The organism is Streptomyces sp. NPDC051677, assembly GCF_044453465.1.
Taxonomy (GTDB): domain Bacteria; phylum Actinomycetota; class Actinomycetes; order Streptomycetales; family Streptomycetaceae; genus Streptomyces.
This window is the reverse complement of record NZ_JBITCT010000018.1, coordinates 1-25,897: the sequence shown is the minus strand read 5'-3', so window position 1 is coordinate 25,897 and position 25,897 is coordinate 1. Positions and strand designations below refer to the sequence as shown.

Genomic DNA, 25,897 nt, shown 5'->3' with positions numbered 1-25,897 from the left:
CGACCGGCGGCACTCAGTGTACGGGCCTGCCACGTCACCCGGCGAGTGGGACTCTGCGCTTCCGGCGACACCACGTCTCCGTCAGCGCATGGCAATTGGGGCACAAGTAGCGAAGGTTCTTTTCGCGATTGTCCCGCCAGTCGCCGTTGACGTGGTCGATCTGCAAGGTGATCGGGCGACCCCGCCACTCACCAGGGTTGCCGCACTCCGCACACGCGTACGGCACCCCGATTTCCGTCAGGGCCTGGTGAAGCCGGTCCCTGTTGGTTCGTCCGGCATGCTTCGGCAGGACGACCAGCACCCGTTGTGCGATCGGTAGGGGTGCGGGGCGCTCGGGTCGCCCCCAGGACCGGCGCTTGAAGTGGCTGGTGTCGAGACCGAGGCGGGAGGCGGTGCGCCGTACGCGCCGGTGATTGGTGTCGTTGACGTTCATGCCGAGACCGCGCATGACCTCGGCGTAGCTGGTGGAGGTGCGTACGAGGCTCCGCAACTCGTCCTCGGGGACGGTCGCCCGTCGATGAGAGAAGTGGCCGACGTCAATGTGTTGGTCGGCCAGCATGCGGCTCAATGTCGCCCGGGATCTGCTGTCATCGGGGACACCCAGTACTCGTGCCACGCCACGCACACTCGTGGCTGTGGCTGCGGCCGCGCGGAGTTCCTCCGGAGTGAAGGGCAGGTCCAAGTCAGGGCGGTCGATGCCGGGGAAATGGCTGATGTCGATGCCGGCTACATCGATGCGGCGTCGGATATGGGAAAGCGTCCCTGTTGCGGGGGCGGCACCCAGTTTCAGGGCGACTTCCCGTAGAGAGGCCGATGAGGCGGCGGCTTCCGCGATAGCGGCGTCAGGATGTTTACGCCACGGGCTGCGCTTGACGAAGTGGTTCGTATCCAATCCGTGCCGTGTGACGTGCTCCTGCAATACCCGCCGTTGGCCGCCGCTCGGCTTGAGGTCGAGCCGTCGCATCAGGTCGGCCCAGTTGCGCGCCTCGGCAATCTCCGGGGCGAGCCTCTCTTTGCTGTATGTGTCCGATCGTTCGGCCGCGTTCCGCACGTTCATGCCCCCTCCGTCTCCGGCCACCCGTTCGTGGCCCGTACGGAGTAACGAACCGCTTATCGGACAGTCACGCCCGAAACGGGCGAGCGGCCCGCGGCCGGGGATTCCGGTGCGGGCCGCTCGTCGGCAGGTGGAGGTGGGCTCAGATGCCCAGGTCCTTGATGATCTTGGCTACGTGGCCCGTCGCGCGGACGTTGTACAAAGCTCGTTCGACCTTGCCCTGCTCGTCGACCACGATCGTGGAGCGGATGACGCCCATGTACGTCTTGCCGTAGTTCTTCTTCTCGCCGTACGCGGCATAGGCCTCGGTGACGGTCTTCTCGGGGTCGGCCAGGAGGGTGACCTTCAGGGACTCCTTGTCGCGGAACTTGCCCAGCTTCTCGGGGCTGTCCGGGGAGATGCCGATGACGTCGTACCCGGCGCCGGTCAGGAGTTCGAGGTTGTCGGTGAAGTCGCAGGCCTGCTTCGTGCAGCCGGGGGTCAGGGCGGCCGGGTAGAAGTAGACGATGACCTTGCGGCCCTTGTGGTCCGACAGGGACACCTCGTTGCCGTCGGCGTCCGGGAGGGTGAAGGCGGGGGCCACGTCCCCGGGCTGGAGTCGCTCGCTCATCGGTCCAGCGTAACCGGGGGTCCTGACAGTGCGGTGACGGGCGGAGCTGACAGACTGTGCGGAACAAGACACAGCTGACTTCGGAGGCCTTACCGTGGCGGAGACGTCGGACACCAGAACCCCGGCGCAGATCGAGGCGGACATCAGGGCCCGCCGCGAGGTGCTGGCGGAGACGCTGGACGAGATCGGGGTGCGGGTGCATCCGAAGACCATCGTCGGGGACGCCAAGGCGAAGGTCGTCGCCAACGTCGATCACACCCTGGGGAAGGCCTATGTGCAGGTCAACCGGGCCGTGACCGAGGTGCGGGCGCAGTTCGTGGACGGCGAGGGCGCGCCTCGGCTGGAGCGGGTCGTGCCCGTGGCGCTCGTGGTCGTCGGGGTCGTGGGGCTGCTCGCGCTGAGCGGGCGGCGCCGCAGGGGCTGAGACCGGGCGCCCCCGCGCGTGCACCCCGCTCGCTCACGGATCCGCTTCGGGCAGGTAGGTTCAGTGGTGTGAGCGCCAACAGAAACGACCAGGGTTCCCAGCACGACAAGCTGCCCATCCGGATGCTGCACGACCGTGTGCTCGTGAAGCAGGAGACCGGCGAGGGCGAGCGGCGGTCGGGTGGCGGCATTCTGATTCCCGCCACCGCGGCCGTGGGTCGTCGGCTGGCCTGGGCGGAGGTCGTCGCGGTGGGGCAGAACGTACGGACCGTGGAGCCGGGGGACCGGGTGCTGTACGACCCGGAGGACCGCGCGGAGGTCGAGGTGCGGGGCGTCGCGTATGTGCTGATGCGGGAGCGGGATCTGCACGCGGTGGCGGCGGACCGGTTCGAGGGGTCCGAGGACACCACCGGCCTGTACCTCTAGAAACCTTCAGGAGCCTCCGGACAGAACCTCCGGACAGAACCTCCGGACAGAACCTCCAGAAGCCTGTGAACGACGGCAGAAAGGGCCGGTGACCATCGTCACCGGCCCTTTCTGCCGTCGCTTTTCTGCCCTTGTTTTATTGGACGGGCGCTGAGGTCAGTCCCAGCCGGTGGACGTCAGCTGGGGGCCGGCTGTCGTGCCCGACGAGGTGCCGGGGTCTCCGGTCGCGCCGTCGGTGGTCGCGCCGCCGTCGCCCGTCCCCCCGTCGCCCGTGCCGCCGTCGCCCGTGCCGCCGTCCGCGGTCCCGGTCGTGGTGCCGCCGTCGGCGGTGGGCGTGCCGCCCGTCGTCGACGGGCCGGCGGTGTTCCCGGTCGTGGTGCCGTTCGTCGTGGCGCCGTTGGTCTGGCCGGGGGTCTCGCCCTGGCCCTGCGTCTGGCCCTTGGTGGTGTCGCCGGTGGTGCCGTCGTCGTCCGTGTCGCGGGAGGTGTCGTCTTCGGAGGAGGGCGGGGTGGACGGGTAGGCGGACTCCCCGCCGCCTTCCTGGACCTTGAGGTCGAAGTCCGAGACGGGGGCGCCCTTCAGGGCGTTCTTGGTGAACTGGGCCCAGATCTGGGTGGGCGCGCCGCCGCCGTTGATGCGGGGCAGGCCCATGACGCCCTTGAGGGACTTGTGGTGGGCGGTCTGCGGGTCCTGGCCCATGACGGCGACGACGGTGGCGAGGTCGGGGGTGTAGCCGGCGAACCAGGCGGCCTGGTCGTCCTCGGCGGTGCCGGTCTTGCCGGCGGTGGGGCGGCCGGCGGCCTGGGCCTCGGTGGCGGTGCCGTTCTCGACGACGCTCTGCAGCATGGCGGTCGTGGTGTCGGCGGCCTCGCGGCTGACGACCTGGGAGGCCTTGGTCTTGGGCAGCTCCATGACGTCGGAGCCGTCCTTGGTGACCTTGTCGATCAGCGTGTACACGCCGTGCTTGCCGTGGTTGGCGAGGGTGGCGTACGCCTCCGCCATGTCCAGGACGCTGGCGTTGGCCGTGCCGAGGGCGATGGAGGGGTAGGGCTGGAGGTCGGGGGTGGCGGTGGGCAGGCCGAGGTCGATCGCGGTCTGCTTGACCTTGGAGGGACCGACGTCGACGGCCATCTGCGCGTACACCGAGTTGACCGACTTGTCGGTGGCGGTGCGCACGTTGATGTTGCCGTAGTTGACGTAGTCCTCGTTCTCGGGGTCGTAGACGGGGCCGGTCCAGCCCTGGACGGGGCGCTTGTTGGTGCCGTCGTAGATCGTGTTCGGGGTGATCCCGCGGCCGTCCTGGGTGGTGGAGTCGTTCTGGACGGCCGAGGTGAACACGAAGGGCTTGAAGGTGGAGCCGACCTGGAAGTCCCGGCGGGTGGCGTTGTTGGTGTACTGCTTGACGTAGTCGATGCCGCCGTACAGGGCGAGGACCTTGCCGGTCTTGGGGTCGACGGCGGCGCCGCCCGCGCGGACGTAGGAGTCGACCTTGCGTTCCTTCGGGTCGAGCTTGTCCATCAGCTTGTCGTTGACGGCGTCGACGAAGGCGTCCTGCTTGGACTTCTGCAGGGTGGTGGTGATGCGGTAGCCGCCGGTGTCGAGCTCCTCCTGGGTGACGATCTTGTTGTCGCGTACGTAGTCCTTGATCGCGTTGACGAGGTAGCCGCGCTGGCCGGACATGCCGGTGTCGGCGCCGGAGGTCTCCTTGGGCGTGGGGAACTTCATGCCGGTGCGCGCGGCCTGGCTGAGCCAGCCCTTGGTGACCATGCCGTCGAGGACGTAGTTCCAGCGGGCCTGGGCGGCGGCCTTGTTCTCGGGGTGGGCGATGACGTCGTACTCGCTGGGCGCGTTGACCAGCGCGGCGAGGTAGGCGCCCTGGGCGGGGGTGAGCTTGCTCGCGTCGACGCCGTAGTAGGCCTTGGCGGCGGCCTGCATGCCGTAGGCGTTGCGGCCGAAGTAGCTGGTGTTGAGGTAGCCCTCGAGGATGTCGTCCTTGGAGGTCTCGCGGTCCAGCTTGATGGAGATGAAGAACTCCTTCACCTTGCGGGTGACGGTCTGTTCCTGCGCGAGGTAGTAGTTCTTCACGTACTGCTGGGTGATCGTGGAGCCCGACTGCTTGCCCTTGCCGAGGGCGGTGTTCCAGCCGGCCCGCAGCATCGCCTTGGGGTCGATGGCGGACTCGGTGTAGAAGTCGCGGTCCTCGGCGGCCAGGATGGCGTGCTGGGCGTCCTTGGAGATCTGCGCGAGGGCGACGTTCTCGCGGTTGACCTTGCCGTCGCGGGCGATCTCGGTGCCGTCGGCGTAGAGGTAGACGTTGGACTGTTTGGTGGCGAGCGCGTTGGCCGGTGGGATCTTGACCATCGAGTAGCCGAGGAAGAACAGGCCGACGATCACCAGGACGCCGAGGACGAACGTGCCGAGCACCATCCGCCAGGTCGGCAGGAGGCGGCGCCAGCCGGTGCGCTTGGGTCGCTTCACCTTCTTCCCCTCCGTGCCTTCCGGGCCACTTCCTCCGTCACCCGCCTGGGGCCTTCCTGGTGAGCCCTCGGTCGGCTGCTGCGGCTGCGGCTCGTCACTCATGTGTTGCAGGACTCCTGTTTCGCGTCGTACGTTCCCGTACGCCTCTTAAGCCTCTTAAGCCTCTTACGTCTCTTAACGCCTCGTACGCGTTGAGCGCCCCCTGCTGAAGACTCTTGCACCGTGCGAACCGTTCCCGGCAATCGGCGCGCGTTCCGTCACATGTCGTGCCCGGAAAACGCGTGGCAGGCGACCGGAGGTGCGCACTAGGCTCCTGCGCTTCGGTGTCGAAGCGGACGCCAAGGATGACTAGCGGGCGAGGAGGACGGTTGCCTTGGGATCGGCGCGTTTGTACGCGGCCGTCGCAGCGGGGGGTTTCAGAAGGTACGCGACCTACCGGGTGGCCACGGCCGCCGGGGTGTTCACGAACACCGTTTTCGGCCTGATCCTCGTCTACACATACCTGGCGTTGTGGGACGAGCGGCCGCACCTCGGGGGCTACGACCAGGCGCAGGCGGTCACCTATGTGTGGCTGGGGCAGGCGCTGTACGCGACGCTGGCGATCCAGGGCGGCGGCTTCGAGACCGACCTCATGGAGCGCATCCGCACGGGGGAGGTCGCCATCGACCTGTACCGTCCGGCGGACCTTCAGGTGTGGTGGCTGGCGGGCGACTTGGGGCGGGCGCTGTTCCAGTTGATCGGGCGGGGGGTGATCCCGTTCGCCGTGGGGACGCTGCTGTTCCCTACGGCGCTGCCGGACGATCCGGTGCTCTGGCTGGCGCTGCTGATGGCGATCGTGCTGGCGATGGTGGTCAGTTTCGCGATCCGGTTTCTGGTGGCGCTGAGCGGGTTCTGGCTGCTGGACGGCACGGGTGCGCTGCAGATGCTGATGGTCACGGGCATGTTCTGCGGCGGGATGGCGCTGCCGCTGAACGCGTTCCCGGGGGTGCTCGGCGATGTCGTACGGGCGCTGCCGTGGGCGGCGTTGCTGCAGATGCCCGCGGACCTGCTGATGGGGGAGGCCGATCCGCTGTCGGTGTTCGCGTTCCAGGCGGCGTGGGCGGTGGTGCTGCTGGGGCTGGGGCGGCTGGTGCAGGGGGCGGCGACCCGGCGGGTGGTGGTCCAGGGTGGGTGAGGGCAACCGGGTGCTGGAGGGGGTGCGGGCCTATCGGCTGATCGCCGGCATGTCGATCCGTTCCACGCTGGCCTACCGGCTGTCGTTCGCGATGACGGCGCTCGGCGGGCTGTTGGTGACCGGGCTGGACTTTGTCGCGATCTTGCTGATGTTCTCGCAGGTGGACGCGCTCGGCGGCTACACGCTGGCGGAGATCGCGTTCCTCTACGGCCTTTCGGCCACCGCGTTCGGCATCGCGGATCTGGCGATCGGTTCGGTGGACCGGCTGGGCCGGCGGGTGCGGGACGGCACGTTCGACACGCTGCTGGTGCGGCCGGCGCCGGTGCTGGCCCAGGTCGCGGCGGACCGGTTCGCGCTGCGCAGGGTGGCCCGGATCACGCAGGGCGCGCTGGTGCTGGGGTATGCGCTGGTGGCGGTGGACGTCGACTGGACGGCGGTGAAGGTGCTGCTGGTGCCGGTGATCGTGGCCAGCGGTGGGGTGATCTTCGGCGCGGTGTTCGTGGCGGGCGCCGCGTTCCAGTTCGTGGCGCAGGACGCGGCCGAGGCGCAGGCCGCGTTCACCTTCGGCGGGCAGACGATGCTGCAGTATCCGCCGACCGTGTTCGGTACGGAGCTGGTGCGCGGGGTGACCTTCGTCTTCCCGCTGGCCTTCGTCAACTGGGTGCCTGCGGCTTATGTGTTGGGGCGGCCGTATCCGCTGGGGCTGCCCGAGTGGGCGGCGTTCGCGCCGCCGCTGGTGGCGGCGGTGTGCTGTGTGCTGGCGGGATGGGCGTGGCGGGCGGGTCTGCGGACGTATCGGAGCACCGGGAGCTAGGGAATGACAGGCATGACGGGCATGACAGGCGTGACGGGCGGGACGGGCGAGACCGGCGAGACGGACGGGCGCTTCATCGAACTGGACGGCGTCGAGAAGGTCTTCGACGTGCGCAAGAAGACCGGGTTCCTCAGGCGGGAGGTGCGCCGGGTGCGGGCGGTCGACGCGATCTCCTTCACCGTGGCGCGCGGCGAGATGGTCGGCTACATCGGGCCGAACGGCGCCGGGAAGTCGACGACGATCAAGATGCTGACGGGGATCCTCACGCCGAGCGGCGGCCGGCTGCGGGTCGCTGGCATCGACCCGTCCCGCGAGCGGACGCGGCTGGCGCACCGGATAGGGGTGGTGTTCGGGCAGCGGACGACCCTGTGGTGGGACCTGCCGCTCATCGACTCCTACCGGCTGATGCACCGCATGTACCGCATCCCGGACGGCCGTTATCGCGAGAACCTCGACCGGCTGGTCGAACTCCTCGACCTGTCTGCCCTGTTGGACGTGCCCGTGCGTCAGCTCTCGCTCGGGCAGCGGATGCGCGGCGACATCGCGGCGGCGCTGCTGCACGATCCCGAGGTGCTGTATCTCGACGAGCCGACGATCGGCCTGGACGTGGTCTCCAAGGCGCGGGTGCGGGAGTTCCTGCGGGAGCTGAACACCGAGCGCGCCACGACGGTGCTGCTCACCACGCACGACCTGCAGGACATCGAGCAGCTGTGCTCCCGGGTGATGGTCATCGACCATGGCCGGCTGGTCTACGACGGTGCGCTGGCGGGGCTGCACGAGGCGGGCGAGAGCGAGCGGACGCTGGTGGTGGACCTGGAGCGGGAGCTGCCGCCGATCGAGGCGGGGGAGGCGGCGCGGGTGGTGAAGGTGGACGGTCCGCGCCAGTGGCTGGCGTTCCCGGCGGCGCAGTCGGCGGCTCCGCTGGTCGCCCGGATCGCGGCGGAGTATCCGCTGGTGGACCTGTCGGTGCGGGAGCCCGACATCGAGGCCGTGATCGCGAAGATGTACGCCGAGCGGGAGGGCGAGCGGGCGGCGGAACGGGCGGCGGAACAGGCGGCCGGACAGGAGACCGTAGTGCCCGCGCCCGGGAACTCGTAGGCTGCTGATATGACCGACGACGACGCAGTCCCGGGTTCCCCCGACGCAGTCCCGGGTCTCCCCGAGGCAGTCCCGGGTCCCTCCGAACTCCGCGCCTCCGACGCCGATCGTGAGCGGGTCGCCGAGGTCCTGCGGGACGCCGTCGCGGAGGGCCGTCTCGACATGACGGAGTTCGAGGAGCGGCTCGACCAGACGTACAAGGCGCGCACGTACGGGGAGTTGGCGCCGATCACCCGGGACCTGCCGGTCGCCGGGGTCACGCCCCCGCCGGTCGTGTCGCTGAGCAAGGAGCCGCCGCCGGACGGGAGTTGGGCCGGGCGGATCGTGGGCGGCGAGGGCTCGTCGACGTGGGCCGTGGCCGTGATGTCGGGGTTCCAGCGGCGGGGCCGGTGGACGGTCCCGCGGCGGTTCGACTGCTTCGCCTTCTGGGGCGGCGGGGAGATCGACCTGCGCGAGGCGGACTTCGCCGCCGGCGAGGTCGTGATCAACTGCGTCGCGATCATGGGCGGGGTGCAGATCATCGTGCCGCCGGGCGTCGAGGTCGTCGTCCGCGGCATCGGTGTGATGGGCGGCTTCGACGACGGGGCGACGGGCGCGGCGGCGGACCCGGGCGCGCCGCGGGTGGTCGTCACCGGGTTCGCGTTCTGGGGCGGGGTCGGCGTCGAGCGCAAGAAGACGAAGGCGGCGCGGCGGCAGGAGAAGCTGGACCGCAAGGCGGCGATGCGCGAACTGCACACCAGCCTCCGGGACGACGTTCACGAGGCCCACCGGCGGATGCTGGAGGGTCACCGGGACATGATGCGCGACCGCCGCGAGGAGCAACGGGAGCGGCACGAGGAGCGGCGCGAGCGGCACCGGGAACGCCGGCAGGAGCGGGACAGGCGCCGCTACGGCGACTACTGAGAACCGCCCCCGTACGTGCCCGCAGGCCTCCCGAACGCCCCCGCACGTCCTGCCGGTTCCGCCTACAGTTGCGCCGGCGCCGAGCCCGCCAGCTTCGACAGGTCGACGGCCCGTGCCAGCTTGCGGTAGCCCCGGTCGCTGGGGTGCAGATGGTCGCCCGAGTCGTACTCGGCGCGCAGGCTGCGCGGGTCGTAGGGGTCGCGCAGCGCCTGGTCGAAGTCGACGACCTCGTCGTACACCCCGCCCGCCCGGATCGCCGCGTTGACGCGCTGCCGTACGTCCTCGCGGGCGGCGGTGTAGCCGCGGTGGCCGCGGAACGGGGTGAGGGTGGCGCCGACGACCTTGACGCCGTGGGCGTGGGCGCGGTCGGTGAGGGTGCGCAGGCCGTCGACGATGCTCTGCGGGTCGGCGGGCCCCTCGCTGCGCAGGATGTCGTTGATGCCGAGGTCGATGACGACGGCCTTCACGTTCGTCGCCCCGAGGACGTCCCGGTCGAAGCGGTTCAGGCCGCTCGCGCCGCGGCGGGGGTCGTCGGCGAGGACCCGGTTGCCGCTGATGCCCGCGTTGACGACGCCGTAGCGGGGCGTGTCGCCACGCGAGGACCCGGCGGTCCGCAGCCGGTCGGCGAGGACGTCGGGCCAGCGGCGGTTGGCGCCCGCGGTGGAGGTGACGCCGTCGGTGATGGAGTCGCCGAGGGCGACGACGGTGCCGTCGGCCTCGTTGCTGAGCACGTCCAGCGCGGTGAGATAGCGCCAGTACGGGCTCGTGTCGGTGAACGCGGCGCCGGTGACGTCCTCGGTGGACTCGCCCTCCGCGACGTAGCTGGTCTGCCGGGCGCGCGGGTGGAAGGTGACCGGGCCGGCGGAGGTGGGGGAGTAGGTGCTGACCAGGACGTCGGCGTCGGACGGGACGGCGACGGCGACGGCGTCGCTGACGGCCTGCCCGCCCGCCGGGACGACGACGGTCGTGGCCCCGCCGAAGGTGAGCCGGCGCAGGGTGTCGGGGTCCGCGGCGGCGCTGTCGTCGTCGGCGGCGACGGCGAGGGTGGCGTGGGTGACGGTGAGGGGGCCGGTTCCGTAGAGGTTGGACAGGGTGACGCGGGCGCTCGTCCCGCCGACGCCGGTGTGCACGACGTTGCGGACCGTGCGGCCCGCCATGCCGTCGGATGCGGTGCCGGGTTCCCCGCCGGCCGGGGCGGCGGCCCAGGCGCCGACCCAGACGCCCGTCGAGACGGGGGCGGCGTGGCCGGCGCCGCGGGGTGCGGCGAGGGCGGTGTCCGTGCTTCGGCCCGGGCCGTGGTCGGCGGCTGCTCCGACGTATATCGCGGCGGACAGGGCCACGATCAGCGCGGTGATCGCGGACAGCAGCACACCACCTTGACGCCTGGTCATGCGGGCGCGGATCTCCTAGGCGAGGGGAGCGGAAGGCTCCGGGACGGGGGCAGGAGCTCACCCTTGACCTCCCGCCTTACAGACGCCGGGAACTCCTGTTCCGTTCCGGGAGTCGGTCAGGAAGGGACAATGTGTGCGGGATCACCGAACGGGTGGAGCAAATGGAACGTACCGAAGCGGCGGCGCCGGACGGGACCACGTCCTATCGCGCCATGACCTCCTTCACCCCGGCGGACGAGGAGCGCCAGCGAGGCGTGCGCCGGATGAAGCTCACCGCGGCCGGGCTGCTGCTGTTCGTGGCCGTGGTGTACGTCCTCGCCGAGTGGGCCTCCCACCAGGGCGCGGGCGCCTGGGCGGGCTATGTGGCGGCGGCCGCGGAGGCGGGCATGGTGGGCGCGCTCGCCGACTGGTTCGCGGTCACGGCCCTCTTCCGGCACCCGCTGGGGCTGCCCATCCCGCACACCGCGATCATCCCGAACAAGAAGGACCAGCTGGGCGTCTCGCTCGGCGAGTTCGTCGGCGAGAACTTCCTCTCCGAGGACGTCGTACGGCAGCGGCTGCGCGCGGTCGGCATCGGCACCCGGCTGGGCGCCTGGCTCGCGGAGCCCGAGCACGCCGACCGGGTGACGGCGGAGCTGGCGACCGCGCTGCGGGGCGCGCTGACCGTGCTGCGCGACTCGGACGTCCAGGCGGTGGTGGGGGAGGCGATCACGCGCCGGGCGGACGCCCAGGAGATCGCGCCGGGCATCGGGAAGATGCTGGAGAAGGTCGTCGCGGACGGCGGTCACCGGCGGGCCGTGGACCTGGTGGTGACCCGGGCGCACGACTGGCTGGTGCTGCACGCCGACTCGGTGATGGACGCCGTGCAGGGCGGCGCGCCCGGCTGGACCCCGCGGTTCGTCGACAAGAAGGTCGGCGAACGCGTCTACAAGGAGCTGCTGCGCTTCTGCGCGGAGATGCGGGACATGCCGTCCCACCCGGCGCGCGGCGCCCTCGACCGCTTCCTGACCGACTTCGCCTCCGACCTGCAGTCCGACACGGACACCCGGGCGCGGGTGGAGCGGCTCAAGGGCGATGTGCTGGGCCGCGGCGAGGTCCAGGACCTGATCGCGTCCGCCTGGACCGCCGTCCGCTCCATGATCGTCGCGGCGGCGGAGGACGAGCGCAGCGAGCTGCGTCTGCGCGTGCGGGCCTCGCTGCTGTCCCTGGGCGCGCGGATGGCCACCGAGCGCAAGGTCCAGGACAAGGTCGACGACTGGGTCGAGGGCGCGGCGGTGCACGTCGTGACGACGTACCGGCGCGAGATCACCTCCCTGATCACCGACACGGTCGCCAGCTGGGACCCGGAGCACACGACCCGCAAGATCGAGGCCAACATCGGCCGCGACCTGCAGTTCATCCGAATCAACGGCACGGTGGTGGGCTCACTGGCCGGCCTGGTCATCTACGCGGCGGCGCGGGCACTGGGGGCGTGACACCGCCGGTGGCGTGAGTTCGGTGGGGGCGGGAACCCGGCCGAGGTTCGCTCGATGGGGAGGGAGCCCATGACCACCGCGCAGGCCGTTGCCGGCCGTACCGTCACCACCGACATCCCCGCCCGTCTCGACCGCCTGCCCTGGTCGCGCTGGCACTGGACGATCGTCATCGGACTGGGCACCGTGTGGATCCTGGACGGCCTGGAGGTCACGGTCGTCGGGAACATCGCCGGCCGGCTGTCGGAGCCCGGCAGCGGTCTGCCGATCACCTCCGGCCAGGTCACCGGCATCGCGGCCGCGCTGTACGTGGCGGGCGCCTGCGCCGGCGCCCTCTTCTGGGGCCGGCTGACGGACAAGTGGGGCCGCAAGAACCTGTTCATGATCACCCTGGCGGTGTACCTGGCCGCCACCGCCCTCACCGCCGTCTCCTTCGACACCTGGTGGTTCCTGCTCTTCCGCTTCCTCACCGGCTTCGGCATCGGCGGCGAGTACGCGGCCATCAACTCCGCGATCGACGAGCTGATCCCGGCGCAGTACCGCGGGCGCGTGGACCTGATCATCAACGGCAGCTTCTGGCTGGGCGCGGTCGCCGGTTCGCTGCTGTCGATCGTCGCGCTGAACACGGACCTCTTCGCGGCGGACGTCGGCTGGCGGCTGACGTTCGCGCTGGGCGCCGTCCTCGCCCTGGTGATCCTCCTCGTACGACGGCACGTCCCGGAGAGCCCGCGCTGGCTGCTGATCCACGGCCGGGACCGGGAGGCGGAGGAGATCGTGACGTCGATCGAGCGGCGCGTCGAGGCCGAACGGGACGCTCCCCTGGCCCGCCCCGAGGGCGAGCTCACGATCCATCAGCGCCGCAGCGTCTCCTTCGTCGAGATCGGCCGCACGCTGTTCTCCGACTACCGGCGCCGCTCCGTCCTCGGCTTCGCCCTCTTCATCGGCCAGGCCTTCCTCTACAACGCGATCACCTTCGGCTTCGGCGCGATCCTGACGACGTTCTTCGACGTGCCGAGCGGCAACACGGGCTACTACTTCGCCGTCATCGCGATCGGCAACTTCTGCGGCCCGCTGCTGCTGGGCAAGCTGTTCGACACGGTCGGCCGCAGGGTGATGATCGCGTCGACGTACCTCCTCTCCGGCCTGCTGCTGTTCGCCACGGCCTGGCTGTTCGACCAGGGATCGCTGACCGCGACCACGATGACGGCCTGCTGGTGCGCGGTGCTGTTCTTCGCGTCGGCCGGCGCCTCCAGCGCCTACCTCACGGTCTCCGAGGTCTTCCCGATGGAGACCCGCGCCATGTCCATCGCCTTCTTCTACGCCCTCGGCACCGCCGCCGGCGGCATCAGCGGCCCCCTGCTGTTCGCCGACCTCACCGACACCGGCAGGGTCGGCGACACCGTCCTGGCGTTCTGCATCGGCGCGACCCTGATGTGCGCGGCGGGCCTGGTGGCGGCGTTCCTGGCGGTGAACGCCGAACGCCGCTCCCTGGAGGACATCGCCCGCCCCCTGACCGCGGCGGCGACGAAGGCCCGCAAGGCGGCGAAGCCGACGACGCCGGGCGGCCCGGGACCGCACGGCCCGCGCCCACGCAAGGCCACAGCTTGAGCCCGTGGCCCGCGGCCCGTGGCCCGTGGCCCGCGGCCGGTGGCCCGCGGCCGGTGGCCCGTGGCCGGTGGCCCGTGGCCCGTGGCCGGTGGCCGGTGGCCGGTGGCCCGTGGCCGGTGGCCCGTGTCCGTCTGGCTCTTCGCCTCGGGGGCGTGTCGCTACTCCGTCTCGCCCCGGGTGCGGCCGCGGCGGCGTAGCAGCAGGAGGCCGCCGGCCAGGGCGGTGAGGCCGGTGGTGGCGGTCCAGGCGACGACGTCGGTGGAGCCGGTGGCGGCGAGGTCGCCGTGCCCTCCGGCGGCGGACGCCGCGTTGGCCGGGGTCGGCGAAGGGACCCCGGACGCGGACGGGGCGGACCCGGGTGCGGAGGGGGCGGCCGAGGCGCCGCTCGACGCCGGGGTGTCCGAGGCGGTCGTCGTCGACCTCTCCCGGGTGAACGCCAGGGTGCCGAAGCCGAGTTGGTCGTAGCCGCCGCTGTTGGGGCCGTAGTCCCCGCCGCCGCCCTCGGGCGCGGCCTTGGCGGCGATCCGGGTGAGGTAGGGGGCGGACAGTCCCCGGCGCTTGGTGTAGTGGTTGGCGATCATCGCCCAGATCGGCCGGGTCATCGCCGGGTCGACGCCCGCCGCGTCGGAGGCGGTCTCCTTGCCCGACCAGCCCCCGATCGCCCCCTTCCTGCGGGTGTTGGCGGTGTAGGCGACGTCGCCGCCGAGGCTCCACTTGGCCACGTACTGGGCGCCCTTGAGGAAGCGGCTGTCGTCGTAGCCGTAGAGGTCGATGCCCTGGTTCCAGGCCATCTCGCAGAACGTGCCCATCAGGCCGACGCCGAGCAGCGCGTGCCCCTGGTCGCGGCCGGCCTCCAGCCACTCGGCGAGACCGTCGTCCTGCACGACGGGGATCGCGTTCCTGACGGCGCCGAGCCCCGCGCCGCTCTTGAAGTACTCGACGGCCCGCTCCACCTGGGCGCGGTCGTCGCAGAAGATGCCGGTGGCCAGGACGCAGGCCATGGCCGTGAGGTCCCAGTTGGGCCAGTAGTTGGTGATGACGGCGCCGTTGTGGTTCGTCAGGAAGCTTTCGCTGAGCGGGGAGAAGACAGCCGTCAGCATCTTCTGGAACCGTTCGAGTTCGAAGGCCTTGTGGTCGCGGACGAGTTCGGCCGCGTTGGCGAACTGGTAGCCGTACAGCCCGGCCGCGAGAAACCGGTCGGCGGAGCCCTGCACCGAGGTCAGCTTCGCCGACCAGGCGTTGAGGATCGCGACGGCCGTGTCGGCGTACGCGCTGTCCCCGCTGACGTGGAAGCGCAGGCCGTTCTGGTAGGCGGCGTGGATGTCGTTGTAGAGGATCGTGTAGTTCTGCGGCGAGCCCGCGCCCCGGTACACGGTCGCCTGCGGGTTGGCCGTCCAGCCGCTCTGCGCATGCCGGTTGGCGGTGAGCCTGGCGTACCCGGCGGTGTAGGGCGCGGCGCCGGCCTTCACCTTCGCGGCCATGCGCGCCAGGTCGGCGCCGGTGTGCAGCAGGCCCGGGTGCGCGTAGCCGGCCGCGGACGCGGGCGGCGCCGCGGTGACGCCGACGGCGGCTGCCCCGGCGGCCACACCCGCGCCCTTCAGCATGCTGCGGCGGCTGACGCTGATCTGTCGAGGTCGAGTCAGGTCCATGCACGGGAGACGGACGGCGGCGGGGCCGATAACGAAAACCGGGCCGCCCGCGCCCGCCCGAGCCGGCCCGCGCCCGCCCGCCCGGAGACTACGCGCCTGTCGTCGACCCCGGCCGGATGATCATCAGGATCGTCACGGTGGCCCACAGCAGGTTGAACACCCCGGTGAACATGGCGAGTCGGACGGTCGTCTCCCGCGCGCCCCGTCCCTCGACGAGGACCTCCTGCCGGGGCAGCACCAGCACCAGCAGCACACCCGCGGCCAGCACGGTCAGCACCATCGACACGATGAGCCAGGCATCGCCCGTCACACCCATCGCGCCCGCCGTCGCGAACCCGAAGACGGGGACGGCGATCCCGACGGCCGCGTACACCTGGCAGATGCGGTGCAGCAGCCGCACGGTCTCGCTCGCGCGCACGTCGTCCGGCGCGGCCAGGGCGCGACGCGCGGCGGGCGGGAACATGCTGGCGGCGACGGTGACGGGCCCGATCGCGACGATCGCGGCAAGGACATGGACGGCGAGGAGGAACTTGGTCACGGCCCGACGCTAGGCGGCGCGATGATCTCCCGGAAGTGGCGGAAATGCCAGAGGGCAACGGGTTTCCGCCAGAACCCGGGGGCGGCGGGAATCCGTCGTATGCCTACGCTCTTGCCATGCACACCGTCGCCGTACTGGCCCTGGACGGGGTCGTCCCGTTCGATCTGTCCGCCCCGATCGACACCTTCGGCTGGGCGCGGCTGCCCGACGGGCGGGAGGCGTACCGGGTGCGGGTCTGCTCGCCGTCCGCGTCGGGGGAGGTGAGCGCGGGGGCGTTCACGGTGCGCGCGCCGTACGGGCTCCAGGCGCTGGCCGAGGCGGACACGATCATCCTGCCCGGGGTGGACGACCCGCCGCAGGAGCTGCCGGACGGCGTCGCGGAGGCGCTGCGGGCCGCGGCGGCGAACGGCACGCGGATCGCCTCGGTCTGCGTCGGGGCGTTCCTGTTCGCCGCGACGGGCCTGCTTGACGGGCTGCGCGTGACGACGCACTGGTGCGCGGCGCGGGACCTCGCCGAGCGCTACCCGAAGGTGACGGTCGACCCGAACGTCCTCTACGTCGACAACGGCCAGTTCCTCACCTCGGCGGGCGCGGCGGCGGCACTGGACATGTGCCTGCACATGATCCGTCACGACTACGGCTCGGCGATCGCCGCGCAGGCGGCCCGGATGTCGGTCATGCCGCTCGAACGGGAGGGCGGCCAGGCCCAGTTCATCGTCCAGGACCTGGCGCCCGCGCCCGCCGGGGCGACCCTCGAACCCCTGCTGACCTGGCTGGAGGACAACTGCGGCAGCGATCTGACGCTGGACCAGATCGCCGGGCAGGCCGGCATGAGCACCCGCACCCTCAACCGCCGCTTCCGCGAACAGACCGGCACGACACCGCTGCGCTGGCTGCACCGGGCGCGGGTGCGGCGCGCGCAGCACCTGCTGGAGTCGACGGCGTACCCGGTGGAACGGATCGCCGACCAGGCGGGGTTCGGCTCCCCGACGGCGTTCCGGGAACGCTTCCGGAGCGTGGTGGGCACGAGCCCGCAGGGCTATCGACGCGCGTTCCGGTCGAGAACGGAGACTTCGGCCGCAGGCACGGCGGGGCGGGCGGCGGTGGAGGCGGCGGCGGTGTCCGGGGGCCCGCCCCCTTCGTACCCGCCGCACTCCTCCTGAAGCCGACCCCCGCTGCGCTCAGGGCAGGTCCTGGGTGCGCCGGTCCGCCCCGGCCGGAGGCAGGGCAGGGCAGGGCGGGCGGCGGTGGAGGCGGCGGCGGTGTCCGGGGGCCCGCCCCCTCCGTACCCGCCGCACTCCCGCTGAAGCCGACCCCCGCTGCGCTCAGGCGCTGTCCCGTAAGCCCTGGCGGGCGCGCCCTTAGGGCAGGTCCTGGACGCGCCGGTCCGCCACCGCCCACGACGCGAGCGCGACCGCGCCCGCCACGCCGAACACCGACGGCCAGGCGCCCACCTTCTTCGCCAGCGGATGCGACCCCGCGAAGGCGGCCACGTACGCCGCCGTCAACGCGCCCGCGGCCTTCCCGCCGGCCTGCTGCCGCCACTGCTGCGCGGCCGCGGCCCCCGCGGCGGCGAGCACGACCCCGCCGAGCTGCCGCTTCTTCGTCCACCGGGCCACACCGAACCCGCCGACCAGCCCACCCGCGGCGATCGCCGCACTGGGGATCCTGGCCGTCTTCGCGGTCTTCGCGGTCTTCGCGGTCTTCGCCGTCTTCGCCATGTGTGCCTGCCTCCTGGTCCGTCGCCCCGAGGCTAACCGGCAACCGGCAGGCCCTCCGAGTCGCCCTCCGGGCTATACAGGAGACCAGGCCAGCCGCGCCAGAACCCACCCGCAGGACGGACGGACCCCGACGTGACGCCCGACACCCTCACCACCCCCGACGGAATCCACCTCTCCTACCGCGACGAGAGCCCTCCCCGGCCCGCGACGGCGCCCCCGGTCCTGCTCCTGCACGGACTGGCGGGCCACCTGGGCGAATGGGACGACCTGACCGCCCGTCTCCTCGCCGACGGCCACCGCGTGGTGAGATACGACGCCCGAGGCCACGGCGCGAGCACCCGCACCCCCGCCGACATGACGAGAGCGGCGGCGGTACGGGACGCCGTAGCGCTCCTGGACGAGCTCGACCTCCCCCCGGCGATCCTCCTCGGCCAGTCCCTGGGCGGCCTGACGGCCCTGCTGACGGCAGCGGCGCACCCGTCCCGCGTCAGCTCCCTGATCCTGGTGGAGGCGGGCCCGGCGGGAGGCGACCCGGAACTGCCCGAGCAGATAGGGAGCTGGCTGGACGGCTGGCCGACCCCCTTCCCGACCTTCGAACAGGCTGTCTCATTCCTCGGCCACGAAGCCTGGGCGAGGGGCCTGGACTGGCGACCGGACGGCAGCGGAACGGACGGCAGCGGAACGGACGGCAGCGGAACGGACGGCAGCGGAACGGACGGCAGCGGGACGGATGCGGGCGGGTACGCCCGCGTCGACCGCGACACGATGGTCGCGGCGGTGACGGAACTCGCTGCGCGGGACTACTGGGAGGAGTGGTCCCGGGTGACCTGCCCGACGCTCGTGGTCCGGGGCGAGAACGGCATGATGCCGGCCGAGGAACAGCGCCGGATGCAGGCCCGCCGCCCCGCCGACACTCACGTCACGGTGATCCCGGACGCCTCCCACGACGTCCACCTGGACCGCCCGGAGGCCCTGCACGAGGCGGTGACGACCTTCCTGGGCGCTGAACCGCCGGAACATGCAAGGTTCGCCGAGTACCTGTGGGCCCTCGACCGGGTCCCGCCCGCAGCGGAGACGGCCTTGGTCTGTCGCATCCTCACCGACCCGGACCGCCAGATGGCCCGCTCGGCGGTGCTCCGGCACCTGGACCGAAGGGCGGCGGCACTCCACCGCTCCGACGACGCGACCTGGCAGGCCTGGACGGACCCGCTGGCCGAGGCCGTACGGGACGACCCCTTCCTCACCGCCCGCCTCAAGGAGTGGACGGTCCTCCACACCGTCACCGCCGACCCCTCCTGGATCCCGGCGACGGCGGAGGCCCTGGCCACCGCCTCCGACTGGCTGCAACGCAGACTCACGGAGACCCCCGGCGTCCCGGCCCCCGCACTCGCCTTCCTGGCCGAGCACGGCCGCACACGCAGGGTCCGCACGGCGGCTGCAGCCGCGGCGAGGCGCAGGTGACGTAGGTGACGCCGCCCCCGTGAGCAGGCGAGGGGGAACTCCCGATACCCCCGAATGGACCACACCAGGTGGTGGAGGTCGGTCCGCGCGCAGAGGCTGGCCTACGGCGATGCCGTCGCCCGACCCGTACGGGTCCGGGCGGACCGCGCAGCATCGTCGTCAGTCTCAGTCAGTCAGCCAGCCAGTCAGCCAGTGTCAGTCAGTCTCAGTCAGCCTCGGTCTCGTGCTGGGCCGGGCCGCGGCCGGGGTCGTCAGAAGGACGGGATCACATGGCGCAACAGGGCATCGGAACCGGCTGCCCGCCATTCGCTCGCGGAAGCGGCAGACGCTCCCGGCGGTCGCCCACCGGGATGGCAGTCGTCGCGGCCGGTCTGGCCTTCCTGGGCGCGGTCGCCCCGACACCGACCAGCGCCGTGCCGTCTCCCCCCACCGGGCCCCCTCCGGGAGGCCCGGCGCGGTTCGTTCCCGGTCCCTGCCCGAAGACGCCCGAGCCGATCCCCGGACGGTGCGGGACCCTGGAGGTGCCCGAGAACCGGGCCCACCGCGGCGGACGGACCATCAAGCTGACCGTGGCCACCATCCCGGCCACATCGAAGACGCCGGCCGCGGACCCGGTGGTGTTCATGGAGGGGGGTCCGGGCGGCGACGCCATCGGGGCCATCCCCTTCCTGGTCGCGTCCGGTGTGAACCGCAATCGCGATCTGATCGTCATGACCCAGCGCGGCGGGCTCTACTCACAGCCGAACCTCGCCTGTCCGGAGATCGACCGGTTCAACGCGTCCGCCGTGGGGCTGCCGTACGACGCGCCGTCCACCGGGCGGCTCCTGGTGCGCGCGGCGAAGGAGTGCCGGGACCGTCTGACGGCCGGCGGAATCCAGCTGAGCGCCTACAACACCACCGAGAACGCCGCCGACTTCGCCGACCTGCGCAAGGCGCTGGGCATCAGGAAGTGGAACGTCTACGGCTACTCCTACGGCACCGACCTGGCCCTCACCTACCTGCGTCGGCACCCTCAGGGGATCCGCTCGGTGGCGATCGACTCGGTCGTGCCTCCGCAGATCGTGAGCCTGCCCTGGGCCTGGGACAGCGCCCAGGAGGGGATCAACGCGATCTTCGAGGCGTGCGCGGCCCAGCCCCGCTGCAAGAGCCGCTACCCCGACCTCCCGCGCACGCTGACCGAGCAGGTCCGGCGCCTTGAGGCGAAGCCCCTGACGCTGACGGCGCAACCGGCCGGGGGCGGAAACCCGGTGAAGGTCGTCCTCGACGGCGGCACGCTGGTGAACCTGCTGGTCGCCGACGGCGGCGCCCTGCCGGCCGTCGACGTCCCCGCGGCGCTCGACGAACTCGCCCGCGGAAACCCGAAACGCTTCGCGCAGGCACAGGCCGCCGGCGCGACACCCGCCATCGGCGAGTTCGCTCACGGTCTGACGCATTCGGTGGCGTGCAGCGAGTGGGCGCCGGGCTATGCGCAGTCCGACGTCCTGAAGGCGGGGCGCCGGGCGTTCCCCGGGTGGCCGGACACGGTCCTGGCCCATGCGCCGCAGCTTCCCTTCGAGTACGACCTGTGCCGCGTCTGGAACGTCCCGGACCGCACCGCGATCCAGCGGGTGGCCACCTCCAGCAAGGTGCCGACGCTCATCGTCTCCGGAACCTTCGACGCCAAGACCGGGGCGAGCTGGGGGCCGTACACGGGCCGGACGCTGCCCCGCTCGACCGCCGTGCAGATTCCCGGGATCGGCCACTTCGTGGTCCCCCAGTCGCCCTGCGCGCAGAGCGTCCTGGCGTCCTTCCTCACGCGTCCGACCGCGCCCGACACCGGGTGCGTGGCAGGACTCGCGCCGAAACCGTTCACCATCACCCCTGACCCGGAGACCTCCCGATGACGCTCCTCAGCCCAGCCCGACACCGGCGCGCGTCGCGCCGGCTCCCGGCCACGCTGGCCGGGGCCACGGCCGGCGCCCTCGTCGTCGGCCTCGCCGCGCTCCCCGCACGAGCCGACTCCGGCGCCGGCGCCGGAGCGCCGCTCGGCACGGTCGCCCGGACGGCGGGCGACGCCCGCTTCGAGCCGGGCCCCTGCCCGCGGACGGCGGAACCCATCCCCGCTCTCAAGAAGGCCCGCTGCGGAACGCTCACCGTTCCCGAGAAGCACTCCCACCGCAAGGGACGGAAGATCACCCTCGGTGTCGCGGTCATCCCCGCGGCCACCGCGAAACCGGCGCCCGACCCGATCGTGTGGCTCGCCGGCGGACCCGGCGACGACTCGGTCTCCGAGATCCCGATGGCGCTCGCCGGCGGCCTGAACCGCGACCGCGACGTGATCTTCATGTCCCAGCGGGGGACCTACTCGGCCGACCCGCAGCTCACCTGCCCGAACGTCGACGAGTTCAACGCGCGCGCCCTCGATCTCGTCTTCGGCGCGCCGTCCACCGGGCGTCTGCACGTCGAGGCGACGCGGGACTGCCGCGACCGGCTGGTGAACCGCGGGGCCGACCTCAGCGCCTACAACGGCATCGAGAGCTCCGCCGACTACGACGGCCTGCGCAAGGCCCTGGGCATCAGGCAGTGGAACGTGTTCGGCATCTCCTACGGCACCGACCTGGCGCTCCAGTACATGCGCCTGCACCCCAAGGGCATCCGGTCGGTCGGCATCGACGGCGTCCTGCCGCCGTCCCTGGCCGGAGGCGCCGTGACCTGGCGTGCCGCACGAGAAGGCTTCGACGGCATGTTCAAGGCCTGCAAGGAGCAGCCCGCCTGCAACACCCGCTATCCGAACCTCAAGGCCACCTTCGAGCGCCTCGTCAGTCAGCTGGAGGCCCGACCGGTCACCACCACCGTCACGGTCGAGGGCCACCCGAAGCCGGTGAAGGTCGTACTCGACGGCGGAGTCCTGGTGAACTGGCTGACCTTCGCCAGCCACCTGGCGGCCGGAGTGCCCCGCTCCATCGACGAACTGGCCCACGGCAACCCGAAGCGGATCGCCGAGCAGTGGGCGGGGGGCAAGCTCAGCCCGCAGGCCATGGGCAGGGTTTCCTACGGGCTCGCCTTCGGCGTCTTCTGCGGCGAGTGGACCCCGTACGAGAGCGAGGCCGACGTGCTCCGGGCCGGGCGGCGCCTGTTCCCGTCGTTCCCCCGCTCGGTGCTGGCCAACGCCCCGCTGCTCACCTGGCTCCACGCGGACTGCCGCGCCTGGGACATCCCCGCGGCGCCGCGCTCCGTCCGCCAGGTGACGCGCAGCGACATCCCGACCCTCGTCCTGTCCGGCGGGTTCGACTCCCAGACCGCGCCGAGCAGCGGACCGTACGCCGCCCGCACGCTGAGCCGGTCCACGGCGGTCACGATCCCCTACGTCGCCCATGTGGTCTTCGCCGACTCGTCGTGTGCGCAAACGATCACCCGCTCGTTCTTCGACACTCCGACCACGCCCGCCACATCATGTCTCGCAGGCCTCAAACCCCCTGCGTTCGAGATCGCGCCGTAAACCCGGCCTCCCCGGCACTCGCTTTCCGGACCTGAACGCGGGCGCGGAAGGCGAGTGCGGGCCGGGGCTGACTCCGCCCGGCCCGGCGGCGGTCGCCGGGGGCCTGGCCGCGCTCGTCGACGACGGCGCGGTCCAGCACCGCGCTGGTGAAGAGGACCGTGCTTCGGTCAGACCGGGAATCCGGGCGGTGGTCCGGTAGAAGGCGGCGGCGTTGGCGGTAGCTTCGGCAGACATGACGGAACCCCTCTACTACGTGGACCGCTCGGACATCCTCGACGGCAGGCTCGCGGCTGTCCGGAGCGCGATGCGCGACCTGGCCGCGTTCGTCGAGGCACGCGAGCCGCGGCTGCTCGCCTACAACTTCTACGTCGACGAGTCCGACCGCACGATGACCCTGGTGGCCGTCCACCCCGACACGGCGTCGCTGGAGTTCCACATGGAGCTCGGAGGACCGAGGTTCCGTGCGTTCGCCGAGCTCATCCGCATGAGATCCATCGACGTGTACGGCCGGCCCAGCCCGGCGGCGGTGGACCGGCTCCGCCAGAAGGCCGAGATGCTCGGCGGAGGCGTCGTCACCGTCCACGCCCGGCAGGCGGGCTTCAGCCGACCGGATCCGCCGCGGCGCGGGACGGAGTGACGGCTCAGGCGTCGGCCGGTCAGCGACCCACTGCGAATGATCACCTTCCGGCGAGTTGTGATCATCTGCGGAGATGACTGCGTGTCGCGTGCGCGGCGCTGGTGACCTGGTGGCGTGACCCGGGATGGCGCGCGCATTCCCGTGTCACCCGTCACTCTCCACCTCACCGGAGGAAACACATGAGCGCTGCTGTCCGACGGACCGTCTACGCCCTGGCCGCGGTCACCTCGGTCCTGCTCTCCCTGGTCGCGTTCGACTCGTTCTCCTCGTCCTCGGCCGACGCCGCGGTCGCCACCCCCGTCGTCAAGTCGAAGTACTTCACCGGCGGCGAGACCACGATCTCCTGCCCGTCCGGCTGGACGGCGACGGGCGGCGGCATCGGAGCCGACGTCGTCGCGAGCATGTACGTCGCCCGCACGGAGCCCACGCGCAACTCCTCCGGCAAGCCCGTCGGCTGGAAGGGCAACGTCCGGCAGAAGTCGAACGGCGCCGCGGGCAGCGGCACGATCTACGTCGTCTGCGCCCCCTGACCTGACCTGCCCTGACCTGCCCTGACCTGACCTGGCTTGACCTGACCTGGCTTGACCTGACGGTTAGCCACCGCACGGCGAAGGCCGCCGCCCCACGGGGCCCGGCCTTCGCCCGCCGGGTGGAAAAGGTTGGACGGGCTGATGCCCGGGCTTGTAGCTTGCGGTGGACCGTGACACCGCCCGAGGAGGTGAGACCCATGAACGCTGTATCGACGTGGGTGCTCCCCCTTTCCGTCATGGCCGGCGACTGACGTAGGCGTCGCCGGGAGCGCCTCCACAACAAGGCACTCCCGAAGGGCAACACCTATGGACTCTCCCCAGTTCACCGCCGAACCGTCGTCGTTCGACGTGATCATCGCCGGGTGCGGGCCGACCGGCGCGATGCTGGCCGCGGAACTACGGCTGCACGATGTGCGGGTACTCGTTCTGGAGAAGGAAACCGAGCCCGTGTCGTTCGTCCGCATCGTCGGTCTGCACATCCGCAGTCTCGAACTGATGGCGATGCGCGGACTGCTGGATCGCATCCGCGCACACGCAAGGCAGCGTCCGGCCGGCGGATTCTTCGCCGCCATCGACAAACCCGCACCCCAGGGACTGGACTCCGCGCACGCCTATCTGCTGGGCATCCCGCAGCCGGTCATCGTTCACCTGCTCGAAGAGCATGCGACCCACCTGGGCGCGCAGGTCCGGCGCGGCTGCACGGTGGCCGGGTTCGAGCAGGACGACGAGGGTGTCACCGTCGAACTGACGGACGGCGAACGACTGCGTTCGCGCTATCTCGTCGGCTGTGACGGCGGGCGCAGCACGGTGCGCAAACTGCTCGGCGTCGGCTTCCCCGGCGAGCCCTCCCGGACCGAGACACTGATGGGCGAGATGGAAGTGGGGGTGCCGCAGCAGGAGATCGCCGCCAAGGTGACCGAAATCAGCGAGACCAACAAGCGATTCTGGCTCAGGCCGTTCGGCGGAGGGGCATACAGCGTCGCAGTCCCCGCCTCGGGAGTCAGCGACCGCGCGGAACCGCCCACCCTCGAAGACTTCAGACAACAGCTGCGCGCCGTCGCCGGAACCGATTTCGGCGTGCACTCCCCGCGCTGGCTGTCCCGCTTCGGGGACGCTACCCGGCTGGCCGAACGCTACCGGGTCGGGCGGGTGCTGCTGGCCGGCGATGCGGCGCACATCCATCCGCCCACCGGCGGACAGGGCCTCAACCTGGGCGTTCAGGACGCATTCAACCTCGGCTGGAAACTGGCCGCACAGATCCGCGGCTGGGCGCCGGAAACACTGCTGGACACCTACCAGGCCGAACGCCGTCCGGTCGCCGCGGACGTGCTGGACAACACCCGCGCCCAGATGGAACTGCTTTCCACCGAACCGGGCCCGCAGGCCCTGCGCAGACTGCTCACCGAACTGATGGACTTCGACGAGGTGAACCGCTACCTCATCGAGAAGATCACCGCGATCGGCATCCGCTACGACTTCGGCGAAGGCCCCGACCTGCTCGGCCGCCGCCTCCCCGACCTCGACGTGAAACACGGCCGCCTCTACGACCAGCTGCACCACGGCCGCGGCCTGCTGCTGGACCGCACCGAACGCCTCACCGCCGGCGCCTGGTCAGACCGCGTCGACCACCTCGCCGACCCCACCGCGGCCCTGGACGCCCCCGGCCTCCTCCTCCGTCCCGACGGCCACGTCGCCTGGACCGGCGACGACCAGCAGAACCTGGACGCCCACCTCACCCGCTGGTTCGGCCGACCCGCCGACTGATCTCACCCGAGCAACCGAAAGCGTGCGGCTCTGAGTGCGCGCTCGGTCAGCACGCCGACAGCCCCGGGAGCCATCCCGGGGCCAGGAGGTGTCCAGGACGATCGAGCCGTCCTCTTGCTGGTCCTTTACGCCGTCCTGACCACGGTCCCGCTGGGACGAGGTGGCCTCCTACGTCCAAAGTCGCCAGGAGCTCCGGCCAGGACAGCGATCGGTGCCGGGGAGCGTACGGCGAGCCCGGTGGCGGTGACAGATTTCTAGAATCGTGCCGTCGGCTCTGACCTGAACAGGAGGCCAGTGCCCGAACCTCTATCGCCGGGAACGGCGAGCTAGGCGGCAGGTCCGTCGTCCGGGGTGACAGCGACGATCGCGACTGTCGGAGGCGGAGGCGACGGAGTGTAGACGTACGCCACAGCCAGTCCCGGGAGGTCGTCTCGGGGCTCGATCCGGGTCTTGCGGACCTCTGTGCCGTCCTGTCGGACTGGCCCAAGCAGTACGCCGAGCCGCGGGATCTGCTCCAGCTCTTGCCGCAGTACCTCGATTGCCTGCTCCGCACCGAGCGCCTTCGCCCTAGGAGTTGTCTTCAAATGTCACGCCCACATCAGGAGCGAGGCGAGCGTGACAGCTGCCTGGTAGGACTCGGCGGTCTTGTCGTAGCGGGTCGCGATGCC

Annotated in this window: 22 protein-coding genes; 15 read left to right on the top strand and 7 right to left on the bottom strand. The window is 71.4% G+C overall.

Going from position 1 to position 25,897, the window contains the following annotated elements:
• Positions 1-34: 34 nt before the first annotated feature.
• Both ACIBAF_RS22180 and bcp read right to left on the bottom strand, forming a co-directional pair.
• Complete coding sequence (locus ACIBAF_RS22180; RefSeq protein ID WP_399465016.1) at positions 35-1,057, bottom strand: HNH endonuclease signature motif containing protein; 1,023 nt, start codon at positions 1,055-1,057, stop codon at positions 35-37.
• Positions 1,058-1,196: 139 nt separating this feature from the next.
• Positions 1,197-1,664: a thioredoxin-dependent thiol peroxidase gene (gene bcp / locus ACIBAF_RS22175; RefSeq protein ID WP_399465014.1), complete on the bottom strand. Its 468-nt coding sequence runs from the start codon at positions 1,662-1,664 to the stop codon at positions 1,197-1,199.
• 94 nt (positions 1,665-1,758) lie between these two features.
• Between bcp and ACIBAF_RS22170 the strand changes: the two genes are divergently transcribed.
• Both ACIBAF_RS22170 and ACIBAF_RS22165 read left to right on the top strand, forming a co-directional pair.
• Positions 1,759-2,088: a DUF3618 domain-containing protein gene (locus ACIBAF_RS22170; protein WP_399465013.1), complete on the top strand. Its 330-nt coding sequence runs from the start codon at positions 1,759-1,761 to the stop codon at positions 2,086-2,088.
• Positions 2,089-2,210: 122 nt separating this feature from the next.
• Entirely contained in the window at positions 2,211-2,513 is a 303-nt protein-coding gene (locus ACIBAF_RS22165) for a co-chaperone GroES (protein ID WP_244373722.1), read from the top strand.
• Positions 2,514-2,669: 156 nt separating this feature from the next.
• Here ACIBAF_RS22165 and ACIBAF_RS22160 read toward each other — a convergent pair whose 3' ends face one another.
• Positions 2,670-5,093 (bottom strand): transglycosylase domain-containing protein, encoded by a 2,424-nt coding sequence (locus tag ACIBAF_RS22160; RefSeq protein ID WP_399465011.1) that lies wholly within the window; start codon positions 5,091-5,093, stop codon positions 2,670-2,672.
• A 271-nt stretch (positions 5,094-5,364) separates the two neighbouring features.
• Here ACIBAF_RS22160 and ACIBAF_RS22155 point away from each other — a divergent pair, with 271 nt between their 5' ends.
• From ACIBAF_RS22155 to ACIBAF_RS22140, 4 genes are read left to right on the top strand one after another with little or no spacing between them, the layout of a single operon-like run.
• On the top strand, positions 5,365-6,165 hold the full coding sequence (locus tag ACIBAF_RS22155; protein WP_399465010.1) for an ABC transporter permease: 801 nt from the start codon (positions 5,365-5,367) through the stop codon (positions 6,163-6,165).
• Positions 6,166-6,214: 49 nt separating this feature from the next.
• A complete protein-coding gene (locus tag ACIBAF_RS22150) occupies positions 6,215-6,979 on the top strand; it encodes an ABC transporter permease (RefSeq protein WP_399465213.1) in 765 nt (254 codons plus the stop codon).
• Positions 6,980-7,000: 21 nt separating this feature from the next.
• Positions 7,001-8,077, top strand: coding sequence for an ATP-binding cassette domain-containing protein (locus ACIBAF_RS22145; RefSeq protein ID WP_399465211.1), 1,077 nt, complete (start codon positions 7,001-7,003; stop codon positions 8,075-8,077).
• A gap of 9 nt (positions 8,078-8,086) precedes the next feature.
• Entirely contained in the window at positions 8,087-8,980 is an 894-nt protein-coding gene (locus ACIBAF_RS22140) for a DUF1707 domain-containing protein (protein WP_399465008.1), read from the top strand.
• Positions 8,981-9,042: 62 nt separating this feature from the next.
• Here ACIBAF_RS22140 and ACIBAF_RS22135 read toward each other — a convergent pair whose 3' ends face one another.
• Positions 9,043-10,371 carry an SGNH/GDSL hydrolase family protein gene (locus tag ACIBAF_RS22135; RefSeq protein WP_399465006.1) on the bottom strand — a complete coding sequence of 443 codons (1,329 nt, stop codon included), beginning with the start codon at positions 10,369-10,371 and terminating at the stop codon, positions 9,043-9,045.
• Positions 10,372-10,532: 161 nt separating this feature from the next.
• On the opposite strand from ACIBAF_RS22135, the gene ACIBAF_RS22130 reads away from it, so the two are divergent.
• Entirely contained in the window at positions 10,533-11,846 is a 1,314-nt protein-coding gene (locus ACIBAF_RS22130; protein ID WP_399465005.1) for a DUF445 domain-containing protein, read from the top strand.
• A 69-nt stretch (positions 11,847-11,915) separates the two neighbouring features.
• Positions 11,916-13,451, top strand: a complete 1,536-nt coding sequence (locus ACIBAF_RS22125; RefSeq protein WP_399465004.1) for an MFS transporter — start codon at positions 11,916-11,918, stop codon at positions 13,449-13,451.
• A 158-nt stretch (positions 13,452-13,609) separates the two neighbouring features.
• On the opposite strand, the gene ACIBAF_RS22120 is transcribed toward ACIBAF_RS22125, so the two are convergent.
• Both ACIBAF_RS22120 and ACIBAF_RS22115 read right to left on the bottom strand, forming a co-directional pair.
• Entirely contained in the window at positions 13,610-15,055 is a 1,446-nt protein-coding gene (locus tag ACIBAF_RS22120) for an alginate lyase family protein (protein WP_399465210.1), read from the bottom strand.
• Positions 15,056-15,188: 133 nt separating this feature from the next.
• Positions 15,189-15,638, bottom strand: a complete 450-nt coding sequence (locus ACIBAF_RS22115) for a hypothetical protein (RefSeq protein ID WP_399465003.1) — start codon at positions 15,636-15,638, stop codon at positions 15,189-15,191.
• Positions 15,639-15,754: 116 nt separating this feature from the next.
• Here ACIBAF_RS22115 and ACIBAF_RS22110 point away from each other — a divergent pair, with 116 nt between their 5' ends.
• Complete coding sequence (locus tag ACIBAF_RS22110) at positions 15,755-16,801, top strand: GlxA family transcriptional regulator (RefSeq protein ID WP_399465002.1); 1,047 nt, start codon at positions 15,755-15,757, stop codon at positions 16,799-16,801.
• 198 nt (positions 16,802-16,999) lie between these two features.
• On the opposite strand, the gene ACIBAF_RS22105 is transcribed toward ACIBAF_RS22110, so the two are convergent.
• The gene (locus ACIBAF_RS22105) at positions 17,000-17,359 is read right to left on the bottom strand and encodes a hypothetical protein (protein WP_399465001.1); all 360 of its coding nucleotides are present in this window, start codon (positions 17,357-17,359) and stop codon (positions 17,000-17,002) included.
• 132 nt (positions 17,360-17,491) lie between these two features.
• Between ACIBAF_RS22105 and ACIBAF_RS22100 the strand changes: the two genes are divergently transcribed.
• The 6 genes from ACIBAF_RS22100 to rox all read left to right on the top strand — a co-directional run bounded on the left by ACIBAF_RS22100 (position 17,492) and on the right by rox (position 25,229).
• On the top strand, positions 17,492-18,820 hold the full coding sequence (locus ACIBAF_RS22100) for an alpha/beta fold hydrolase (RefSeq protein ID WP_399465000.1): 1,329 nt from the start codon (positions 17,492-17,494) through the stop codon (positions 18,818-18,820).
• Between the two features lie 521 nt (positions 18,821-19,341).
• On the top strand, positions 19,342-20,703 hold the full coding sequence (locus ACIBAF_RS22095) for an alpha/beta fold hydrolase (protein WP_399464999.1): 1,362 nt from the start codon (positions 19,342-19,344) through the stop codon (positions 20,701-20,703).
• The gene (locus ACIBAF_RS22090) at positions 20,700-22,298 is read left to right on the top strand and encodes an alpha/beta fold hydrolase (RefSeq protein ID WP_399464997.1); all 1,599 of its coding nucleotides are present in this window, start codon (positions 20,700-20,702) and stop codon (positions 22,296-22,298) included. The genes ACIBAF_RS22095 and ACIBAF_RS22090 overlap by 4 nt, the downstream gene beginning before the upstream one ends.
• A gap of 232 nt (positions 22,299-22,530) precedes the next feature.
• The gene (locus ACIBAF_RS22085) at positions 22,531-22,935 is read left to right on the top strand and encodes a hypothetical protein (RefSeq protein ID WP_399464996.1); all 405 of its coding nucleotides are present in this window, start codon (positions 22,531-22,533) and stop codon (positions 22,933-22,935) included.
• Positions 22,936-23,114: 179 nt separating this feature from the next.
• On the top strand, positions 23,115-23,465 hold the full coding sequence (locus tag ACIBAF_RS22080) for a hypothetical protein (RefSeq protein ID WP_399464995.1): 351 nt from the start codon (positions 23,115-23,117) through the stop codon (positions 23,463-23,465).
• A gap of 306 nt (positions 23,466-23,771) precedes the next feature.
• Positions 23,772-25,229, top strand: a complete 1,458-nt coding sequence (gene rox, locus ACIBAF_RS22075; RefSeq protein ID WP_399464994.1) for a rifampin monooxygenase — start codon at positions 23,772-23,774, stop codon at positions 25,227-25,229.
• Positions 25,230-25,897: the final 668 nt, after the last annotated feature.